Raw genomic sequence first — 14076 nt, 5'->3', positions numbered from 1 at the left:
CAATTCATTCCACAAAAGCAATCGCGGGCAAGGCCGCCCCAGCAGGGTTGAACCCTGCGGGAGCGGCCTTGCCCGCGATCAGGTGCGCAGCGTTATTACAGGCTGGAAATCCGCGCGTGCTGTTCTGCCAGTTTGCTCAAGGCCTGTTCGGCTTCGGCCAACTTGGCACGTTCTTTCTCGATGACTTCGGCCGGAGCCTTGTCAACGAATGCGGCGTTCGACAACTTGCCGCCAACGCGGGCAACTTCGCCGTGCAAGCGCTGGATTTCCTTGTCCAGGCGCGCCAACTCTGCATCTTTGTCGATCAGGCCGGCCATTGGCACCAGCACTTCCATCTCGCCAACCAGAGCGGTGGCGGACAGCGGTGCTTCGGCGCCGTCTTGCAGCACGGTGATGGATTCGAGTTTAGCCAGCTTTTTGAGCAGGGCGTCGTTCTCGGTCAAACGGCGCTGATCTTCGCTGCTGACGTTTTTCAGGTACAGCTGCAAAGGCTTGCCAGGACCGATGTTCATCTCGCCACGGATATTGCGCGTGCCGAGCATCAGGCCCTTGAGCCATTCGATATCATCTTCGGCAGCCTGGTCGATGCGGGCTTCATTCGCCACCGGCCATGGTTGCAGCATGATGGTCTTGCCTTCGACACCGGCCAGCGGCGCGATGCGCTGCCAGATTTCTTCGGTGATGAACGGCATGAACGGGTGTGCCAGGCGCAAGGCCACTTCCAGTACCCGCACCAGGGTGCGACGCGTGCCACGCTGGCGTTCAACCGGAGCGTTTTCGTCCCACAGCACAGGCTTGGACAGTTCCAGGTACCAGTCGCAGTACTGGTTCCAGATGAACTCGTACAGGGCTTGAGCGGCGAGGTCGAAGCGGAACTGGTCGAGGTGACGGGTCACTTCGGCTTCGGTGCGCTGCAGCTGCGAGATGATCCAGCGGTCAGCCAGCGACAGTTCGTAGGCTTCGCCGTTCTGGCCGCAGTCTTCGCCCTTGTCCAGCACGTAGCGCGCGGCGTTCCAGATCTTGTTGCAGAAGTTGCGATAGCCTTCAACGCGGCCCATGTCGAACTTGATGTCGCGACCGGTGGATGCCAGCGAACAGAAAGTGAAGCGCAGGGCGTCGGTGCCGTAGCTGGCGATGCCGTCAGCGAATTCGTCACGGGTCTGTTTTTCGATCTTCTTCAGCAGTTTTGGCTGCATCAGGCCGGTGGTGCGTTTGGCCACCAGGTCTTCGAGCTCGATGCCGTCGATGATGTCCAGCGGGTCCAGGACGTTGCCCTTGGACTTGGACATCTTCTGGCCCTGACCGTCACGTACCAGGCCGTGTACATACACGGTCTTGAACGGAACTTGCGGGGTGCCGTCTTCATTTTTCACCAGGTGCATGGTGAGCATGATCATCCGGGCAACCCAGAAGAAAATGATGTCGAAGCCGGTAACCAGCACGTCAGTTGAGTGGAAGGTTTTCAGCGCGTCGGTTTTTTCCGGCCAGCCCAGGGTGGAGAACGTCCACAGACCCGAACTGAACCAGGTGTCGAGCACGTCGTTGTCCTGTTGCAGCGCAACATCCGGGCCCAGGTTGTTCTTGGCCCGGACTTCGGCTTCGTCGCGGCCTACATAGACCTTGCCCGACTCGTCGTACCAGGCCGGAATCCGGTGGCCCCACCACAGCTGACGGCTGATGCACCAGTCCTGGATGTCGCGCATCCACGAGAAGTACATGTTTTCGTACTGCTTGGGTACGAACGCGATGCGGCCATCTTCAACGGCGGCAATGGCCGGTTCAGCCAACGGCTTGGTCGATACGTACCACTGATCGGTCAGCCACGGCTCGATGATGGTGCCCGAACGGTCGCCCTTCGGTACTTTCAGCGCGTGATCGTCGACGCTCACCAGCAGGCCTGCGGCCTCGAAGTCGGCGACGATTTGCTTGCGCGCTTCGAAGCGGTCCAGACCGGCGTACTTGGCCGGCAGGGTGCCGTCGATGGTTTCGTTCAGTTTGCCGTCGAGGTTGAACACCTGGGCGGCAGGCAGTACCACCGCGTTTTTGTCGAAAATGTTCAGCAGCGGCAGGTTGTGGCGCTTGCCGACTTCGTAGTCGTTGAAGTCGTGGGCCGGCGTGATTTTCACACAGCCAGTGCCGAATTCAGGATCGCAGTAATCGTCAGCAATGATCGGGATGCGACGGCCAACCAGTGGCAGCTCGACGAATTTGCCGATCAGGGCCTTGTAGCGTTCGTCTTCCGGGTTTACCGCAACGGCAGCATCGCCGAGCATGGTTTCCGGACGGGTGGTTGCAACTACCAGGTAGTCCAGGCCTTCAGCGGTTTTGGCGCCATCAGCCAGCGGGTAGCGCAGGTTCCACAGGAAACCTTTCTCGTCGTGGTTTTCCACTTCAAGGTCGGAAATGGCGGTGTGCAGCTTGGTGTCCCAGTTGACCAGGCGCTTGCCGCGATAGATCAGGCCGTCTTCGTGCAGGCGCACAAAGGCTTCCTTCACGGCTTCGGACAGACCGTCGTCCATGGTGAAGCGTTCGCGGCTCCAGTCTACGGACGAGCCAAGGCGACGAATCTGACGGCTGATGTTGCCGCCGGACTGATCTTTCCATTCCCAGATCTTGTCCAGGAACTTCTCGCGGCCCAGGTCGTGGCGGTTCAGACCTTGTGCTTCGATCTGACGCTCAACCAGCATCTGGGTAGCGATACCCGCGTGGTCGGTGCCCGGCTGCCACAGGGTGTTGCGACCCTGCATGCGGCGGAAACGGATCAGGGCGTCCATGATCGCGTTGTTGAAGCCGTGGCCCATATGCAGGCTGCCGGTGACGTTCGGCGGCGGAATCATGATGGTGTACGGGTCGCCCGCGCCTTGCGGGGCGAAATAATTCTGTTCTTCCCAGGTTTTGTACCAGGAAGTTTCAATGGCGTGCGGCTGGTAGGTCTTATCCATGCGCGGCGGGACCCTATTGGCATTAATTCAGGAAAGCCGGCAAGTATAGCGGGGCGGGAGGCAGAGGGCGAGTTGTGCAGGGAACCTATTGCTTCTGCGGGAACGCTGCAGGGTAAAACCTGTGGGAGCTGGCAAGTCAGCTCCCACAGGAGCGGCATGTGCTACATCGCCGATCAGCTCTGATGCTGGGCGAGCAAGCGCTCCATATGTGCATCGAGGCGGCGTTTGATTTCGGTTTCGATGTGCGGGGCGAAGTCGTTGATCACGTCTTGCATGATCGCTTGCGCCGCAGTGCGCAGCTCTTTGTCCAGATGAACCAGCAGTGCGTCCGGCGCTTTTTCGGCTTTGGGGGCTGGCGCTATGCCGGCCAGCGGTATTTGCGCAGGTTCGGGCTCTTCGCTGATCACTTCAGAGAGCAACGGAATTTGCGCTTCTTCGCCACCCACCATTTCAGTCAGCAGGGGAGGTTGCAGATCTTCATCTCCCAGCAGCTGGCGAATGGATTCAAGATCATCGAGCAGGTGTGCGGCTTTTTGCGGCGAATTGGAGGTGTCCATCGTGTGCTCAGAGTCGTTGTAGCTTGTGGTCTTGCAGAGGATAGCCCTGTTCACGGTAGAAGCGGAAACTCTCCCGTGCGGCCAGTCGGACGGCGGGGTCTTCGACCACGACTTCAGCCACGCGGGCGAAGCGTTTGAAGAATTCGGGGACTTTAAGGTCCAGGTTGATCAGTAAGTCCTGATGGCTGGCTGGTGCCTCGCCCAGGCCCATCAGTATCACGCCATCGGGCTGGTCTTCAGCGTTGCTGTGGGGGACGAAGCTTTCGCCCTTGAAGCGCCACAGACGCTCATCCAGATCCTGGCGTTGCGCTGCATCGCTGCAGTGCAGGTACACCCGGTGCCCGAGGCGCCAGGCTTTGTCCGCGAGTTTGCAGGCAAAATCCAGGCGTGCCGAAGGGTCGGCGCTGGGAAGGATATAAAAGTCGACTTTGCTTAATTCTGGGGTCATTGCAATTCCTGAATCGGGGCCGCGCCGCTATTAATAAGCAGCGCAGCCTTCGATTGTCAGCTTCAAGCGTTGGCGCGATCCAGCAGGTACTGAGTCAGCAGTGGCACAGGGCGGCCGCTGGCGCCCTTGTCCTTGCCGCCGCTGACCCATGCGGTACCGGCGATGTCCAGGTGCGCCCAGTGGAAGGCCTTGGCAAAGCGCGACAGGAAGCAGCCGGCAGTGATGGCGCCGGCCTTAGGGCCGCCGATGTTGGCCATGTCGGCAAACGGGCTGTCCAGTTGTTCCTGGTACTCGTCGAACAACGGCAGCTGCCAGGCGCGATCGTCGGCTTGCTTGCCGGCTTCCAGTAGCTGGCCGATCAGTTCGTCGTTGTTGCCCATCAGGCCCGAGGTGTGAGCACCCAGTGCAACCATGCAGGCGCCGGTCAGGGTGGCGATGTCGATCACGGCCTGGGGCTTGAAGCGTTCGGCGTAGGTCAGGGCATCGCACAGCACCAGACGGCCTTCGGCGTCGGTATTGAGGATTTCCACGGTTTGCCCGCTCATGGTGGTCACGATGTCGCCCGGACGAGCCGCGCCGCCGCTTGGCATGTTTTCGGCGCAGGCCAGAATGCACACCAGGTTGATCGGCAGTTTCAGCTCGAGCACGGCGCGCAGGGTGCCGAACACGCTGGCAGCACCGCCCATGTCGTACTTCATTTCATCCATGCCGGCACCCGGCTTGAGGCTGATGCCGCCGGTGTCGAAGGTGATGCCCTTGCCGACCAGTACAAACGGCTTCTCGGATTTCTTGCCGCCCGAGTAGTTCATCACGATCAGGCGTGGCGGCTGGTCGCTGCCCTGGCCGACGGCGTAGAACGCGCCCATGCCCAGGTCCTTGATTTTTTTCTCGTCAAGGATCTCTACTTTCAGGCCTTTGTGTTCCTTGCCCAGCTCTTTGGCCTGTTCGGCCAGGAAAGTCGGGTGGCAGATGTTGGGCGGCAGGTTGCCCAGATCGCGGGTGAACGCCATGCCGCTGGCAATGGCCTGGGCGTGGCTCACGCCACGCTGAACTTCAGCCTGTGCAGCCTTGATGGTCAGCAGGGTGATCTTTTTCAGGGCGCGGGGTTCTGCTTTCTGGCTTTTGAAACGGTCGAAGCTGTATTCGCCGTCGGCCAGGGTTTCTGCCAGCAGGCGGGTTTTGCCGTAGCTGTCGCGACCCTTGACCACCAGTTCGTCGAGCGCCAGCACGGCATCACTGCCGCCCAGGCCTTTGAGTACGTTAAGTGCGGTGCTGATGATTTTGCGGAACGGACGGTCGCCCAGTTCTTCATCCTTGCCGGTGCCCAGCAACAAAACGCGTTCGGCTTTCAGGTTCGCCAGGCTGTGCAGCAGCAGGCTCTGGCCGGTTTTGCCGGTGATGTCGCCACGCTTGAGTACGGCGCTGATGGCGCCGCCGGTGAGTTCGTCAATGGCCTTGGCGGTGTGGTCGAGCTTGCGGCCTTCACCGATGGCGACCACGAGAGTGGCCGTTTTCAACGTTTCTGGGCTGACGCTTTTTACAACCAGTTCCATGTCCGGGTCCCTGAATCAAATGGTCAACGTGCGCACAAACGGCAGTGTTTGCTTGCCTGATAAATGAGGCGCCTCACCTGTGATCCAGGCGGGCGTCAAGGCAGGCAGTTTGAACCCCGTCAGTCGGGCCTGACAACCCTCGCTTGCGCGCATATTGCAGCTTTGAATACTTGGGTGAGCATGCGCAGTGACAGGCGGGGTCATTCACAGGATAATGCGCAATCTTTTTCAATGGCCCGGCTCATCCATTTGAGCCTGTGTCGACTGGTTATGTCGCTTGTTTGGCCGCCTTAGCCTGACGACCCTGGAGTGTCTGGTTTGATCGTCTTCCGTTATCTGTCCCGCGAAGTCCTGCTTACATTGAGCGCTGTCAGCGCTGTGCTGCTGGTCATCATCATGAGCGGTCGTTTCATCAAATACCTGGCCCAGGCTGCATCCGGGGCTATGGATCCGAGCTCGTTGTTCTTGATCATGGGCTTTCGTCTTCCGGGCTTTATGCAGCTGATTCTGCCTTTGGGGCTGTTTCTGGGCATTTTGCTGGCATACGGGCGCATGTATCTCGAAAGCGAGATGACCGTGCTGTCGGCCACCGGTATGAGTCAGCAGCGCTTGCTGGGCATTACCATGGTGCCGGCTGTCATCGTCGCCCTGATTGTGGCCTGGTTGAGCCTGAGTCTGGCCCCGCAAGGCGCCAATCAGTTTCAGCTGCTGCTGAACAAGCAAGATGCGCTGACCGAATTCGACACGCTGGAGCCGGGCCGCTTTCAGGCATTGAATGACGGTTCGCGGGTCACTTATACCGAACAGTTGACCAATGACCGGACCCACCTGAACGGGGTGTTCATTACGCAGAAGCCCGCGGCTCAGAACGGCAAGGATCGTGGCATTACCGTGCTGGTGGCAGAGAAGGGGCGTCAGGAAGTGCGTGCCGACGGCAGTCGCTGGCTGATTCTGGATAACGGTTACCGTTATGACGGTAACCCGGGGCAGGCCGACTACCGTGCCATTCAGTACGACACCTATGGTGTGTTGCTGCCCAAGCCTGATGTCAGCGATGAAGTGACCGACCGCGATGCGATGCCGACCATGGATCTTGTCGGTAACCCGGATATTCGTGCGCAAGCCGAACTGCAATGGCGTTTTTCCATGCCGCTGCTGGTCTTTATCGTGACGCTGATCGCGGTTCCGCTGTCTCGCGTCAATCCGCGTCAGGGGCGCTTCCTCAAGCTGTTACCAGCCATTCTTCTTTATATGGCGTATGTGACCGCTTTGATTCTGGTCCGCGGTGCCCTGGAAAAAGGCAAGATTTCACCGGCGCTCGGTTTGTGGTGGGTGCATGGCCTGTTCCTGATCATTGGCCTGTTGTTGTTTTACTGGGAGCCTTTGCGCTTGAAACTGGCGAATCGCCGTAGCGTGAAGGAGATGGCCCGTGGTTAAGCTCGATCGCTATATTGGTAAAAGTGTGTTCCTGGCGATCCTGGCGGTAACCGGGATCATTCTGGGGCTGGCGTCGCTGTTCGCGTTTATCGATGAGGTAAAGAGCGTCTCCGATACCTACACGATCATGGACGTTTTCAGTTTTGTCATGCTGACAGCGCCGCGCCGCATGTATGAAATGTTGCCGATAGCGGCGCTGATCGGCTGCCTGATTGGTCTGGGCAGTCTTGCGAGCAACAGCGAACTGACGATCATGCGTGCGGCCGGTGTGTCCACCGGGCGTATTGTCTGGGCGGTCATGAAGCCAATGCTGGTGCTGGTGCTGGCCGGCATCCTGATCGGCGAGTATGTCGCCCCGGCAACTGAAACCGTTGCCCAGGCCAACCGTGCACTGGCCCAGGGTGGCGGTGACGCACAAAGCTCCAAGCATGGTCTGTGGCATCGCCAGGGTGATGAGTTCATCCATATCAACGCTGTTCAACCAAACGGCATGCTGTTGGGCGTAACCCGCTACCGGTTTGATAAAGAACGTCATCTGCTGTCGGCGAGTTTCGCCAAGAAGGCCCAGTTCGATCAGGATCAATGGTTGTTGAGCGATATTGCAACCACGGTTTTCCATGAGCGCAGCACTGAAGTCATCAAGGTGCCTGAAGAGCGTTGGGATGTTTCGTTGAGTCCGCAGTTGCTCAATACCGTGGTCATGGCTCCGGATGCGCTGTCCATCAGCGGCCTGTGGAATTATATCCACTACCTGAAAGATCAAGGTCTGAACAACGGCCGTTACTGGTTGGCATTTTGGGTGAAAGTGCTGCAGCCACTGGTTACGGCGGCGCTGGTATTGATGGCCATCTCCTTTATTTTCGGGCCGTTGCGTTCCGTCACCCTGGGGCAGCGCGTGTTTACCGGTGTATTGGTGGGCTTTGCTTTCAAAATCGCGCAAGACTTGCTGGGGCCGGCCAGTCTGGTGTTTGGCTTCTCACCGCTGTTTGCGGTACTGCTGCCGGCCGGTATTTGTGCGCTGGCCGGTATCTGGCTGTTGCGCCGGGCACGTTGATGAACTGCTCTTGATGCAATCAAAAGCCTCTATCACGCGATAGGGGCTTTTTTGTGCGGGGCTATTGGCCTGCGGACGTGACGCTTGGCGCGCGGATCAGGTACAATTCCCGGCTATTTTTCGGCGGGCAGTCTGCCTGCGACTTTTTTTGAGTGTTGACCCGTGAGTGATTTGAGTCATATCCGCAATTTCTCCATCATCGCCCACATTGACCATGGCAAGTCGACGCTGGCCGATCGTTTTATTCAGATGTGCGGCGGCCTCGCCGAGCGCGAAATGGAAGCCCAGGTTCTGGACTCCATGGACCTCGAGCGCGAGCGCGGGATCACCATCAAAGCCCACAGCGTCACCCTGTATTACACGGCCAAAGACGGCAAAACCTATCAGCTGAACTTCATTGATACCCCGGGCCACGTTGACTTCACCTACGAAGTCAGCCGGTCTCTGGCGGCGTGTGAAGGTGCGTTGCTGGTGGTCGATGCCGGGCAGGGCGTAGAAGCCCAGTCCGTAGCCAACTGCTACACCGCCATCGAGCAGGGCCTTGAGGTTATGCCGGTCTTGAACAAGATCGACTTGCCCCAGGCCGATCCTGATCGCGTCAGGGATGAAATCGAAAAAATCATTGGTATCGATGCCACTGATGCCGTGACATGCAGCGCCAAAACCGGCCTGGGCGTCGACGAAGTGCTTGAGCGCCTGGTGCAGACCATTCCTGCGCCGACCGGCAACTACGAAGATCCGCTGCAAGCGTTGATCATCGACTCCTGGTTCGACAACTACCTGGGCGTTGTGTCCCTGGTTCGCGTGCGCCACGGCCGCGTGAAAAAGGGCGACAAGATCCTGGTCAAGTCCACCGGCAAGGTGCATCTGGTCGACAGCGTGGGTGTGTTCAACCCCAAGCACACCGCGACCACTGATCTGAAAGCCGGTGAAGTAGGCTTCATCATCGCCGGTATCAAGGACATTCACGGTGCGCCAGTGGGCGACACCCTGACCTTGAGCTCCACCCCGGATGTTGACGTACTGCCAGGTTTCAAGCGGATTCAGCCGCAGGTCTACGCGGGCTTGTTCCCGGTCAGCTCTGACGACTTCGAAGATTTCCGCGAGGCCCTGCAAAAGCTCACGCTGAACGACTCGTCGCTGCAGTACACCCCGGAAAGCTCCGACGCCCTGGGCTTCGGCTTCCGTTGTGGGTTCCTCGGCATGCTGCACATGGAGATCATCCAGGAGCGCCTTGAGCGCGAATACGACCTGGACCTGATCACCACGGCGCCTACCGTAATTTTTGAGCTGCTGCTCAAGACCGGTGAAACCATTTATGTGGATAACCCGTCCAAGTTGCCGGACGTGTCCTCCATTGAAGACATTCGCGAACCTATCGTTCGTGCCAATATCCTTGTGCCTCAAGAGCACCTGGGTAACGTCATTACCCTGTGCATTGAAAAGCGCGGCGTTCAGCATGACATGCTGTTCCTCGGCTCCCAGGTGCAAGTGACTTACGATTTGCCGATGAACGAAGTGGTTCTGGACTTCTTCGACCGTCTCAAATCCACCAGTCGCGGCTATGCTTCGCTCGACTACCATTTTGACCGTTATCAATCGGCCAACCTGGTCAAGCTTGATGTCTTGATCAACGGCGAGAAGGTTGACGCACTGGCTCTGATCGTTCACCGCGACAACGCTCACTACAAAGGGCGTGCGCTGACCGAGAAGATGAAAGAGCTGATTCCGCGTCAGATGTTCGATGTGGCAATTCAGGCTGCCATTGGTGGCCAAATCATTGCGCGCTCGTCTGTTAAAGCGCTCAGAAAAAACGTACTGGCCAAATGCTACGGTGGTGACGTTAGCCGTAAGCGCAAGCTGTTGGAAAAGCAGAAAGCCGGTAAAAAACGCATGAAGCAAGTGGGTAACGTGGAAATTCCACAAGAAGCCTTCCTTGCAGTGCTCAGGTTGGATAGCTAGGTCCTATGTCACTAAATTTCCCGCTGTTGCTGGTCATTGCTGTTGCCGTGTGCGGTTTGCTGGCGCTGCTCGATTTGGTCTTCCTGGCACCTCGCCGGCGCAAGGCCATTGCCAACTATCAAGCCAGTGTTACACCGGCTGATGCGCAGGTAATCGAAAAGCTCAACAAGGAACCGTTGCTGGTTGAATACGGCAAATCGTTCTTCCCTGTGTTGTTCATCGTGCTGGTATTGCGTTCGTTTCTGGTTGAGCCGTTCCAGATTCCGTCCGGCTCGATGAAGCCAACCCTGGATGTGGGCGATTTCATCTTGGTGAACAAATTTTCCTACGGGATCCGCTTGCCGGTTCTCGATACGAAAATCATCGAGGTGGGTGATCCGAAGCGGGGCGATGTGATGGTGTTTCGCTACCCTAGCGATCCGACGGTCAACTACATCAAGCGTGTAGTCGGCCTGCCGGGCGACAAGATTCGCTACACCAGCGACAAGCATTTGTACGTCAACGATCAACTGGTTGCCGAGCAACTGGTGGGAACGGAGCCGGGCACCCTGGGCAGCGCGGAGCTCTACAAAGAGAAGCTGGGCGAAGTCGAGCACATGATCCGCAAGGAAATGAGCCGTTATCGCGCGCCGCCTGACAAGGAGTGGACGGTTCCGGCCGGTCACTACTTCATGATGGGTGACAACCGCGACAACTCGAACGACAGCCGTTACTGGGATGATCCGAACATTCCCAAAGACGAACTGGGCATGGTTCCCGACAAGAATATCGTCGGCAAGGCCTTCGCTGTCTGGATGAGCTGGCCGGAACCCAAGACAAGCAACCTGCCGAACTTCTCGCGGGTTGGATTGATCAAGTAGCCAAGACGGCGCTGTTAATAACAGCGCCGAATGCTTTTCAGGCGTCCGAATAAATTCGGAGGTCAGCGGTTCTTAAGGTCGTCATGCCGCTTCAGGCATGCCGGCCAACAGTATTCAGGATGTGGATTTGAACAAAGCGTTAAGTGTGACGGCGGCGAACAGCCTGTTCCCTGTCCATTTGCTATGCGATAAACGAGCATCACTGATCCCTAATATCGGTCCGGTGGTGACATTCGGCCACGAACTCAGCGTGGGTAAATCGTGAGTTTTTCTTTAGAGCGTTTAGAGCGTCAGCTCGGCTATACCTTCAAAGACCAGGAGCTGATGATTCTGGCCCTGACACACCGCAGTTTCGCGGGGCGCAATAACGAGCGTCTCGAGTTTCTGGGGGATGCCATTCTTAATTTTGTAGCCGGCGAAGCGCTGTTTGACCGCTTTCCGCTGGCCCGGGAAGGCCAGCTGTCGCGCTTGCGTGCCCGCCTGGTGAAAGGTGAAACCCTGGCCGTCCTGGCCCGTGGTTTTGAACTGGGCGAGTATCTGCGCCTGGGCTCGGGTGAGCTCAAGAGCGGTGGTTTTCGCCGTGAGTCGATTCTGGCCGATGCCCTCGAAGCGCTGATTGGCGCCATTTACCTGGATGCGGGCATGGATGCCGCCCGTGACCGCGTACTGGCTTGGCTTGCCAGCGAGTTCGAGACCCTGACCCTGGTCGACACCAACAAAGATCCAAAGACCCGCCTGCAAGAGTTCTTGCAGTCACGTGCCTGTGATCTGCCACGTTACGAAGTGGTAGATATCCAGGGCGAACCGCATTGCCGCACATTCTTCGTTGAGTGCGAAATTGCCCTATTGAATGAAAAAAGCCGGGGTCAGGGTGTGAGCCGTCGTATTGCCGAACAGGTAGCGGCCGCCGCAGCACTGATAGCCCTTGGCGTGGAGAATGGCCATGACTGATTCAACTGCAACACGCTGTGGCTATGTCGCCATTGTTGGTCGACCAAACGTGGGTAAATCCACACTGCTGAACCACATTCTGGGTCAAAAGCTGGCGATCACTTCGCGCAAGCCACAGACCACCCGCCACAACATGCTGGGGATCAAGACCGAAGGCAACGTGCAAGCGGTCTATGTCGATACCCCGGGCATGCACAAAGGTGGCGAGAAAGCCCTGAACCGCTACATGAACAAAACTGCATCGGCTGCGTTGAAAGACGTTGATGTGGTGATTTTTGTCGTTGATCGCACCAAGTGGACCGACGAAGACCAGATGGTCCTCGAGCGTGTCCAGTACGTGACCGGTCCTTTGATCGTGGCCCTGAACAAGACCGATCGCATTGAAGACAAAGCCGAGCTGATGCCGCATCTGAGCTGGCTGCAGGAACAACTGCCGAACGCCCAGATCATTCCGATCTCCGCTCAGCATGGTCACAACCTTGAAGCCCTTGAGCGTGTGATTGCCGATCATCTGCCGGAGAACGAGCACTTCTTCCCGGAAGACCAGATCACTGACCGCAGCAGCCGCTTCCTGGCCGCAGAGCTGGTACGTGAGAAAATCATGCGCCAGATGGGTGCCGAACTGCCGTACCAGATCACTGTCGAGATCGAAGAGTTCAAGCAGCAGGGCAAAACCCTGCACATCCACGCATTGATTCTGGTTGAGCGTGATGGCCAGAAGAAAATCATCATTGGCGACAAGGGCGAGCGTATCAAGCGCATCGGTACCGAAGCGCGCAAGGATATGGAACTGCTGTTCGACTCCAAAGTCATGCTTAACCTGTGGGTTAAAGTGAAAGGCGGCTGGTCCGACGACGAACGCGCCCTGCGTTCCCTGGGCTACGGCGACCTGTAACAGGCTGTAATCTGCGGCGCGACAATCGCTGGCAAGCCAGCTCCCACAAAGACTTGCGTGGGTTGGCAGGTTAGCTCCCGCAAGGTCAGATCAAGGCCTGTGTGGGTTAGCAGGTCAGCTCCCACAAGGTCAGTTCAAGACTTGTGTGGGGTGGCAGCTCAGCTCCCACAAGGTCAGTTCAAGACTTGTGTGGGTTGGCAGGTCAGCTTTCACAAGGTCAGTTCAAGACTTGTGTGGGTTGGCAGCTCAGCTCTCACAAGATCAGTTCAAGACTTGTGTGGGCTGGCAGGTCAGCTCCCACAAGACAGGTTCAAGGCTTGTGTGGGTTGGCAGCTCAGATCCCACAAGACTGGTTCAAGACTTGTGTGGGTTGGCAGGTCAGCTCCCACTAGATAGGTTCAAGACTTGTGTGGGTTGGCAGCTCAGATCCCACAAGACTGGTTCAAGACTTGTGTGGGTTGGCAGGTCAGCTCCCACTAGATAGGTGTAAGACTTGTGTGGGTTGGCAGCTCAGCTCCCACTAGATAGGTTCAAGACTTGTGTGGGCTGGCAGGTCAGCTTTCACAAGGTCAGTTCAAGACTTGTGTGGGTTGGCAGCTCAGATTCCACAAGACGGGTTCAAGACTTGTGGGAGCTGGCTTGCCAGCGATGGCTCCCTGGAAGTCGTCCAGGGTTTTCAGGATTAAAACTGTCCATGTCCAGCAAAACCCCCATCCCGCAACTCGCTTACGTCCTGCACAGTCGCCCCTATCGTGAAACCAGTGCCCTGGTGGATTTCCTCACGCCCCAAGGCCGGCTGCGGGCGGTGCTGCGCAGTGCGCGCGGAAAGGCCGGGACTCTGGCGCGACCCTTTGTCCCGCTGGAGATCGAGTTTCGTGGGCGTGGCGAGCTGAAAAACGTCGGACGCATGGAAAGCGCCGGTATTTCAACCTGGCTCAATGGTGAAGCGCTGTTCAGCGGTCTCTACCTTAATGAGCTGCTGATTCGCCTGTTACCTGCTGAAGATCCGCATCCCTCGATATTCGATCATTACGCGGCGACCTTGTTGGCGCTGGCTGAAGGCCGGCCGCTGGAGCCTTTGCTGCGGGCCTTTGAATGGCGTTTGCTGGATGACCTGGGCTACGGCTTCTCATTGTCGCTGGATATCCATGGCGAGCCGGTGCAGGCAGACGGCCTGTATCGGTTGCAGGTGGATGCCGGGCTGGAGAGGGTATGGCTGCAGCAGCCCGGGCTGTTCCATGGCGAGCAATTGCACGCCATGGCTGAGGCTGACTGGAGTGCACCGGGGGCATTGCTGGCAGCCAAGCGCCTGATGCGCCAGGCATTGGCGGTGCATCTGGCAGGCAAGCCGCTGGCCAGTCGTGAGTTGTTTCGCAAGCCCTGAATAGACCGGTATGCTGTGCGCCGAATCTTCAAC

11 protein-coding genes are annotated in these 14076 nt (G+C 57.9%); 7 read left to right on the top strand and 4 right to left on the bottom strand.

Annotated features, from left to right (window positions below; all coding sequences use genetic code 11):
* Window positions 1-95: 95 nt before the first annotated feature.
* The 4 genes from JQ845_RS02360 to JQ845_RS02345 all read right to left on the bottom strand — a co-directional run bounded on the left by JQ845_RS02360 (window position 96) and on the right by JQ845_RS02345 (window position 5500).
* Entirely contained in the window at window positions 96-2942 is a 2847-nt protein-coding gene (locus tag JQ845_RS02360; protein ID WP_003440140.1) for a valine--tRNA ligase, read from the bottom strand.
* 173 nt (window positions 2943-3115) lie between these two features.
* Window positions 3116-3499: a hypothetical protein gene (locus tag JQ845_RS02355; RefSeq protein ID WP_003440142.1), complete on the bottom strand. Its 384-nt coding sequence runs from the start codon at window positions 3497-3499 to the stop codon at window positions 3116-3118.
* 7 nt (window positions 3500-3506) lie between these two features.
* Window positions 3507-3947 carry a DNA polymerase III subunit chi gene (locus JQ845_RS02350; protein ID WP_003440143.1) on the bottom strand — a complete coding sequence of 147 codons (441 nt, stop codon included), beginning with the start codon at window positions 3945-3947 and terminating at the stop codon, window positions 3507-3509.
* A 62-nt stretch (window positions 3948-4009) separates the two neighbouring features.
* The gene (locus JQ845_RS02345) at window positions 4010-5500 is read right to left on the bottom strand and encodes a leucyl aminopeptidase (protein WP_203008091.1); all 1491 of its coding nucleotides are present in this window, start codon (window positions 5498-5500) and stop codon (window positions 4010-4012) included.
* A gap of 318 nt (window positions 5501-5818) precedes the next feature.
* Between JQ845_RS02345 and lptF the strand changes: the two genes are divergently transcribed.
* The 7 genes from lptF to recO all read left to right on the top strand — a co-directional run bounded on the left by lptF (window position 5819) and on the right by recO (window position 14043).
* A complete protein-coding gene (gene lptF, locus JQ845_RS02340) occupies window positions 5819-6937 on the top strand; it encodes an LPS export ABC transporter permease LptF (RefSeq protein ID WP_003440150.1) in 1119 nt (372 codons plus the stop codon).
* The gene (gene lptG, locus JQ845_RS02335) at window positions 6930-7991 is read left to right on the top strand and encodes an LPS export ABC transporter permease LptG (protein ID WP_003440153.1); all 1062 of its coding nucleotides are present in this window, start codon (window positions 6930-6932) and stop codon (window positions 7989-7991) included. The genes lptF and lptG overlap by 8 nt, the downstream gene beginning before the upstream one ends.
* A 162-nt stretch (window positions 7992-8153) precedes the next feature.
* Window positions 8154-9953 (top strand): translation elongation factor 4, encoded by a 1800-nt coding sequence (lepA, locus tag JQ845_RS02330; protein WP_029612404.1) that lies wholly within the window; start codon window positions 8154-8156, stop codon window positions 9951-9953.
* A gap of 5 nt (window positions 9954-9958) precedes the next feature.
* Window positions 9959-10813 (top strand): signal peptidase I, encoded by an 855-nt coding sequence (lepB, locus tag JQ845_RS02325; RefSeq protein ID WP_010655992.1) that lies wholly within the window; start codon window positions 9959-9961, stop codon window positions 10811-10813.
* Window positions 10814-11074: 261 nt separating this feature from the next.
* Window positions 11075-11764 (top strand): ribonuclease III, encoded by a 690-nt coding sequence (gene rnc, locus JQ845_RS02320; RefSeq protein ID WP_003440162.1) that lies wholly within the window; start codon window positions 11075-11077, stop codon window positions 11762-11764.
* Window positions 11757-12659, top strand: coding sequence for a GTPase Era (era, locus tag JQ845_RS02315; RefSeq protein WP_010655991.1), 903 nt, complete (start codon window positions 11757-11759; stop codon window positions 12657-12659). Before rnc ends, era begins: the two co-directional genes overlap by 8 nt.
* A gap of 694 nt (window positions 12660-13353) precedes the next feature.
* Complete coding sequence (gene recO, locus JQ845_RS02310) at window positions 13354-14043, top strand: DNA repair protein RecO (RefSeq protein WP_010655990.1); 690 nt, start codon at window positions 13354-13356, stop codon at window positions 14041-14043.
* Window positions 14044-14076 lie beyond the last annotated feature (33 nt).

This window comes from Pseudomonas paraversuta (assembly GCF_904063065.1).
In the GTDB taxonomy this organism is placed as follows: domain Bacteria; phylum Pseudomonadota; class Gammaproteobacteria; order Pseudomonadales; family Pseudomonadaceae; genus Aquipseudomonas; species Aquipseudomonas paraversuta.
Note: the sequence above shows the minus strand (reverse complement) of the source record. Positions and strands in the feature narration are given on the sequence as shown.

Bases quoted from the DNA above. Each gene is read 5' to 3' on its own strand.
- era (WP_010655991.1), top strand. From the start codon at position 11,757: ATGACTGATTCAACTGCAACACGCTGTGGCTATGTCGCCATTGTTGGT.
- JQ845_RS02355 (WP_003440142.1), bottom strand. From the start codon at position 3,499: ATGGACACCTCCAATTCGCCGCAAAAAGCCGCACACCTGCTCGATGAT.
- JQ845_RS02360 (WP_003440140.1), bottom strand. From the start codon at position 2,942: ATGGATAAGACCTACCAGCCGCACGCCATTGAAACTTCCTGGTACAAA.
- recO (WP_010655990.1), top strand. From the start codon at position 13,354: ATGTCCAGCAAAACCCCCATCCCGCAACTCGCTTACGTCCTGCACAGT.
- JQ845_RS02345 (WP_203008091.1), bottom strand. From the start codon at position 5,500: ATGGAACTGGTTGTAAAAAGCGTCAGCCCAGAAACGTTGAAAACGGCC.
- JQ845_RS02350 (WP_003440143.1), bottom strand. From the start codon at position 3,947: ATGACCCCAGAATTAAGCAAAGTCGACTTTTATATCCTTCCCAGCGCC.
- lepB (WP_010655992.1), top strand. From the start codon at position 9,959: ATGTCACTAAATTTCCCGCTGTTGCTGGTCATTGCTGTTGCCGTGTGC.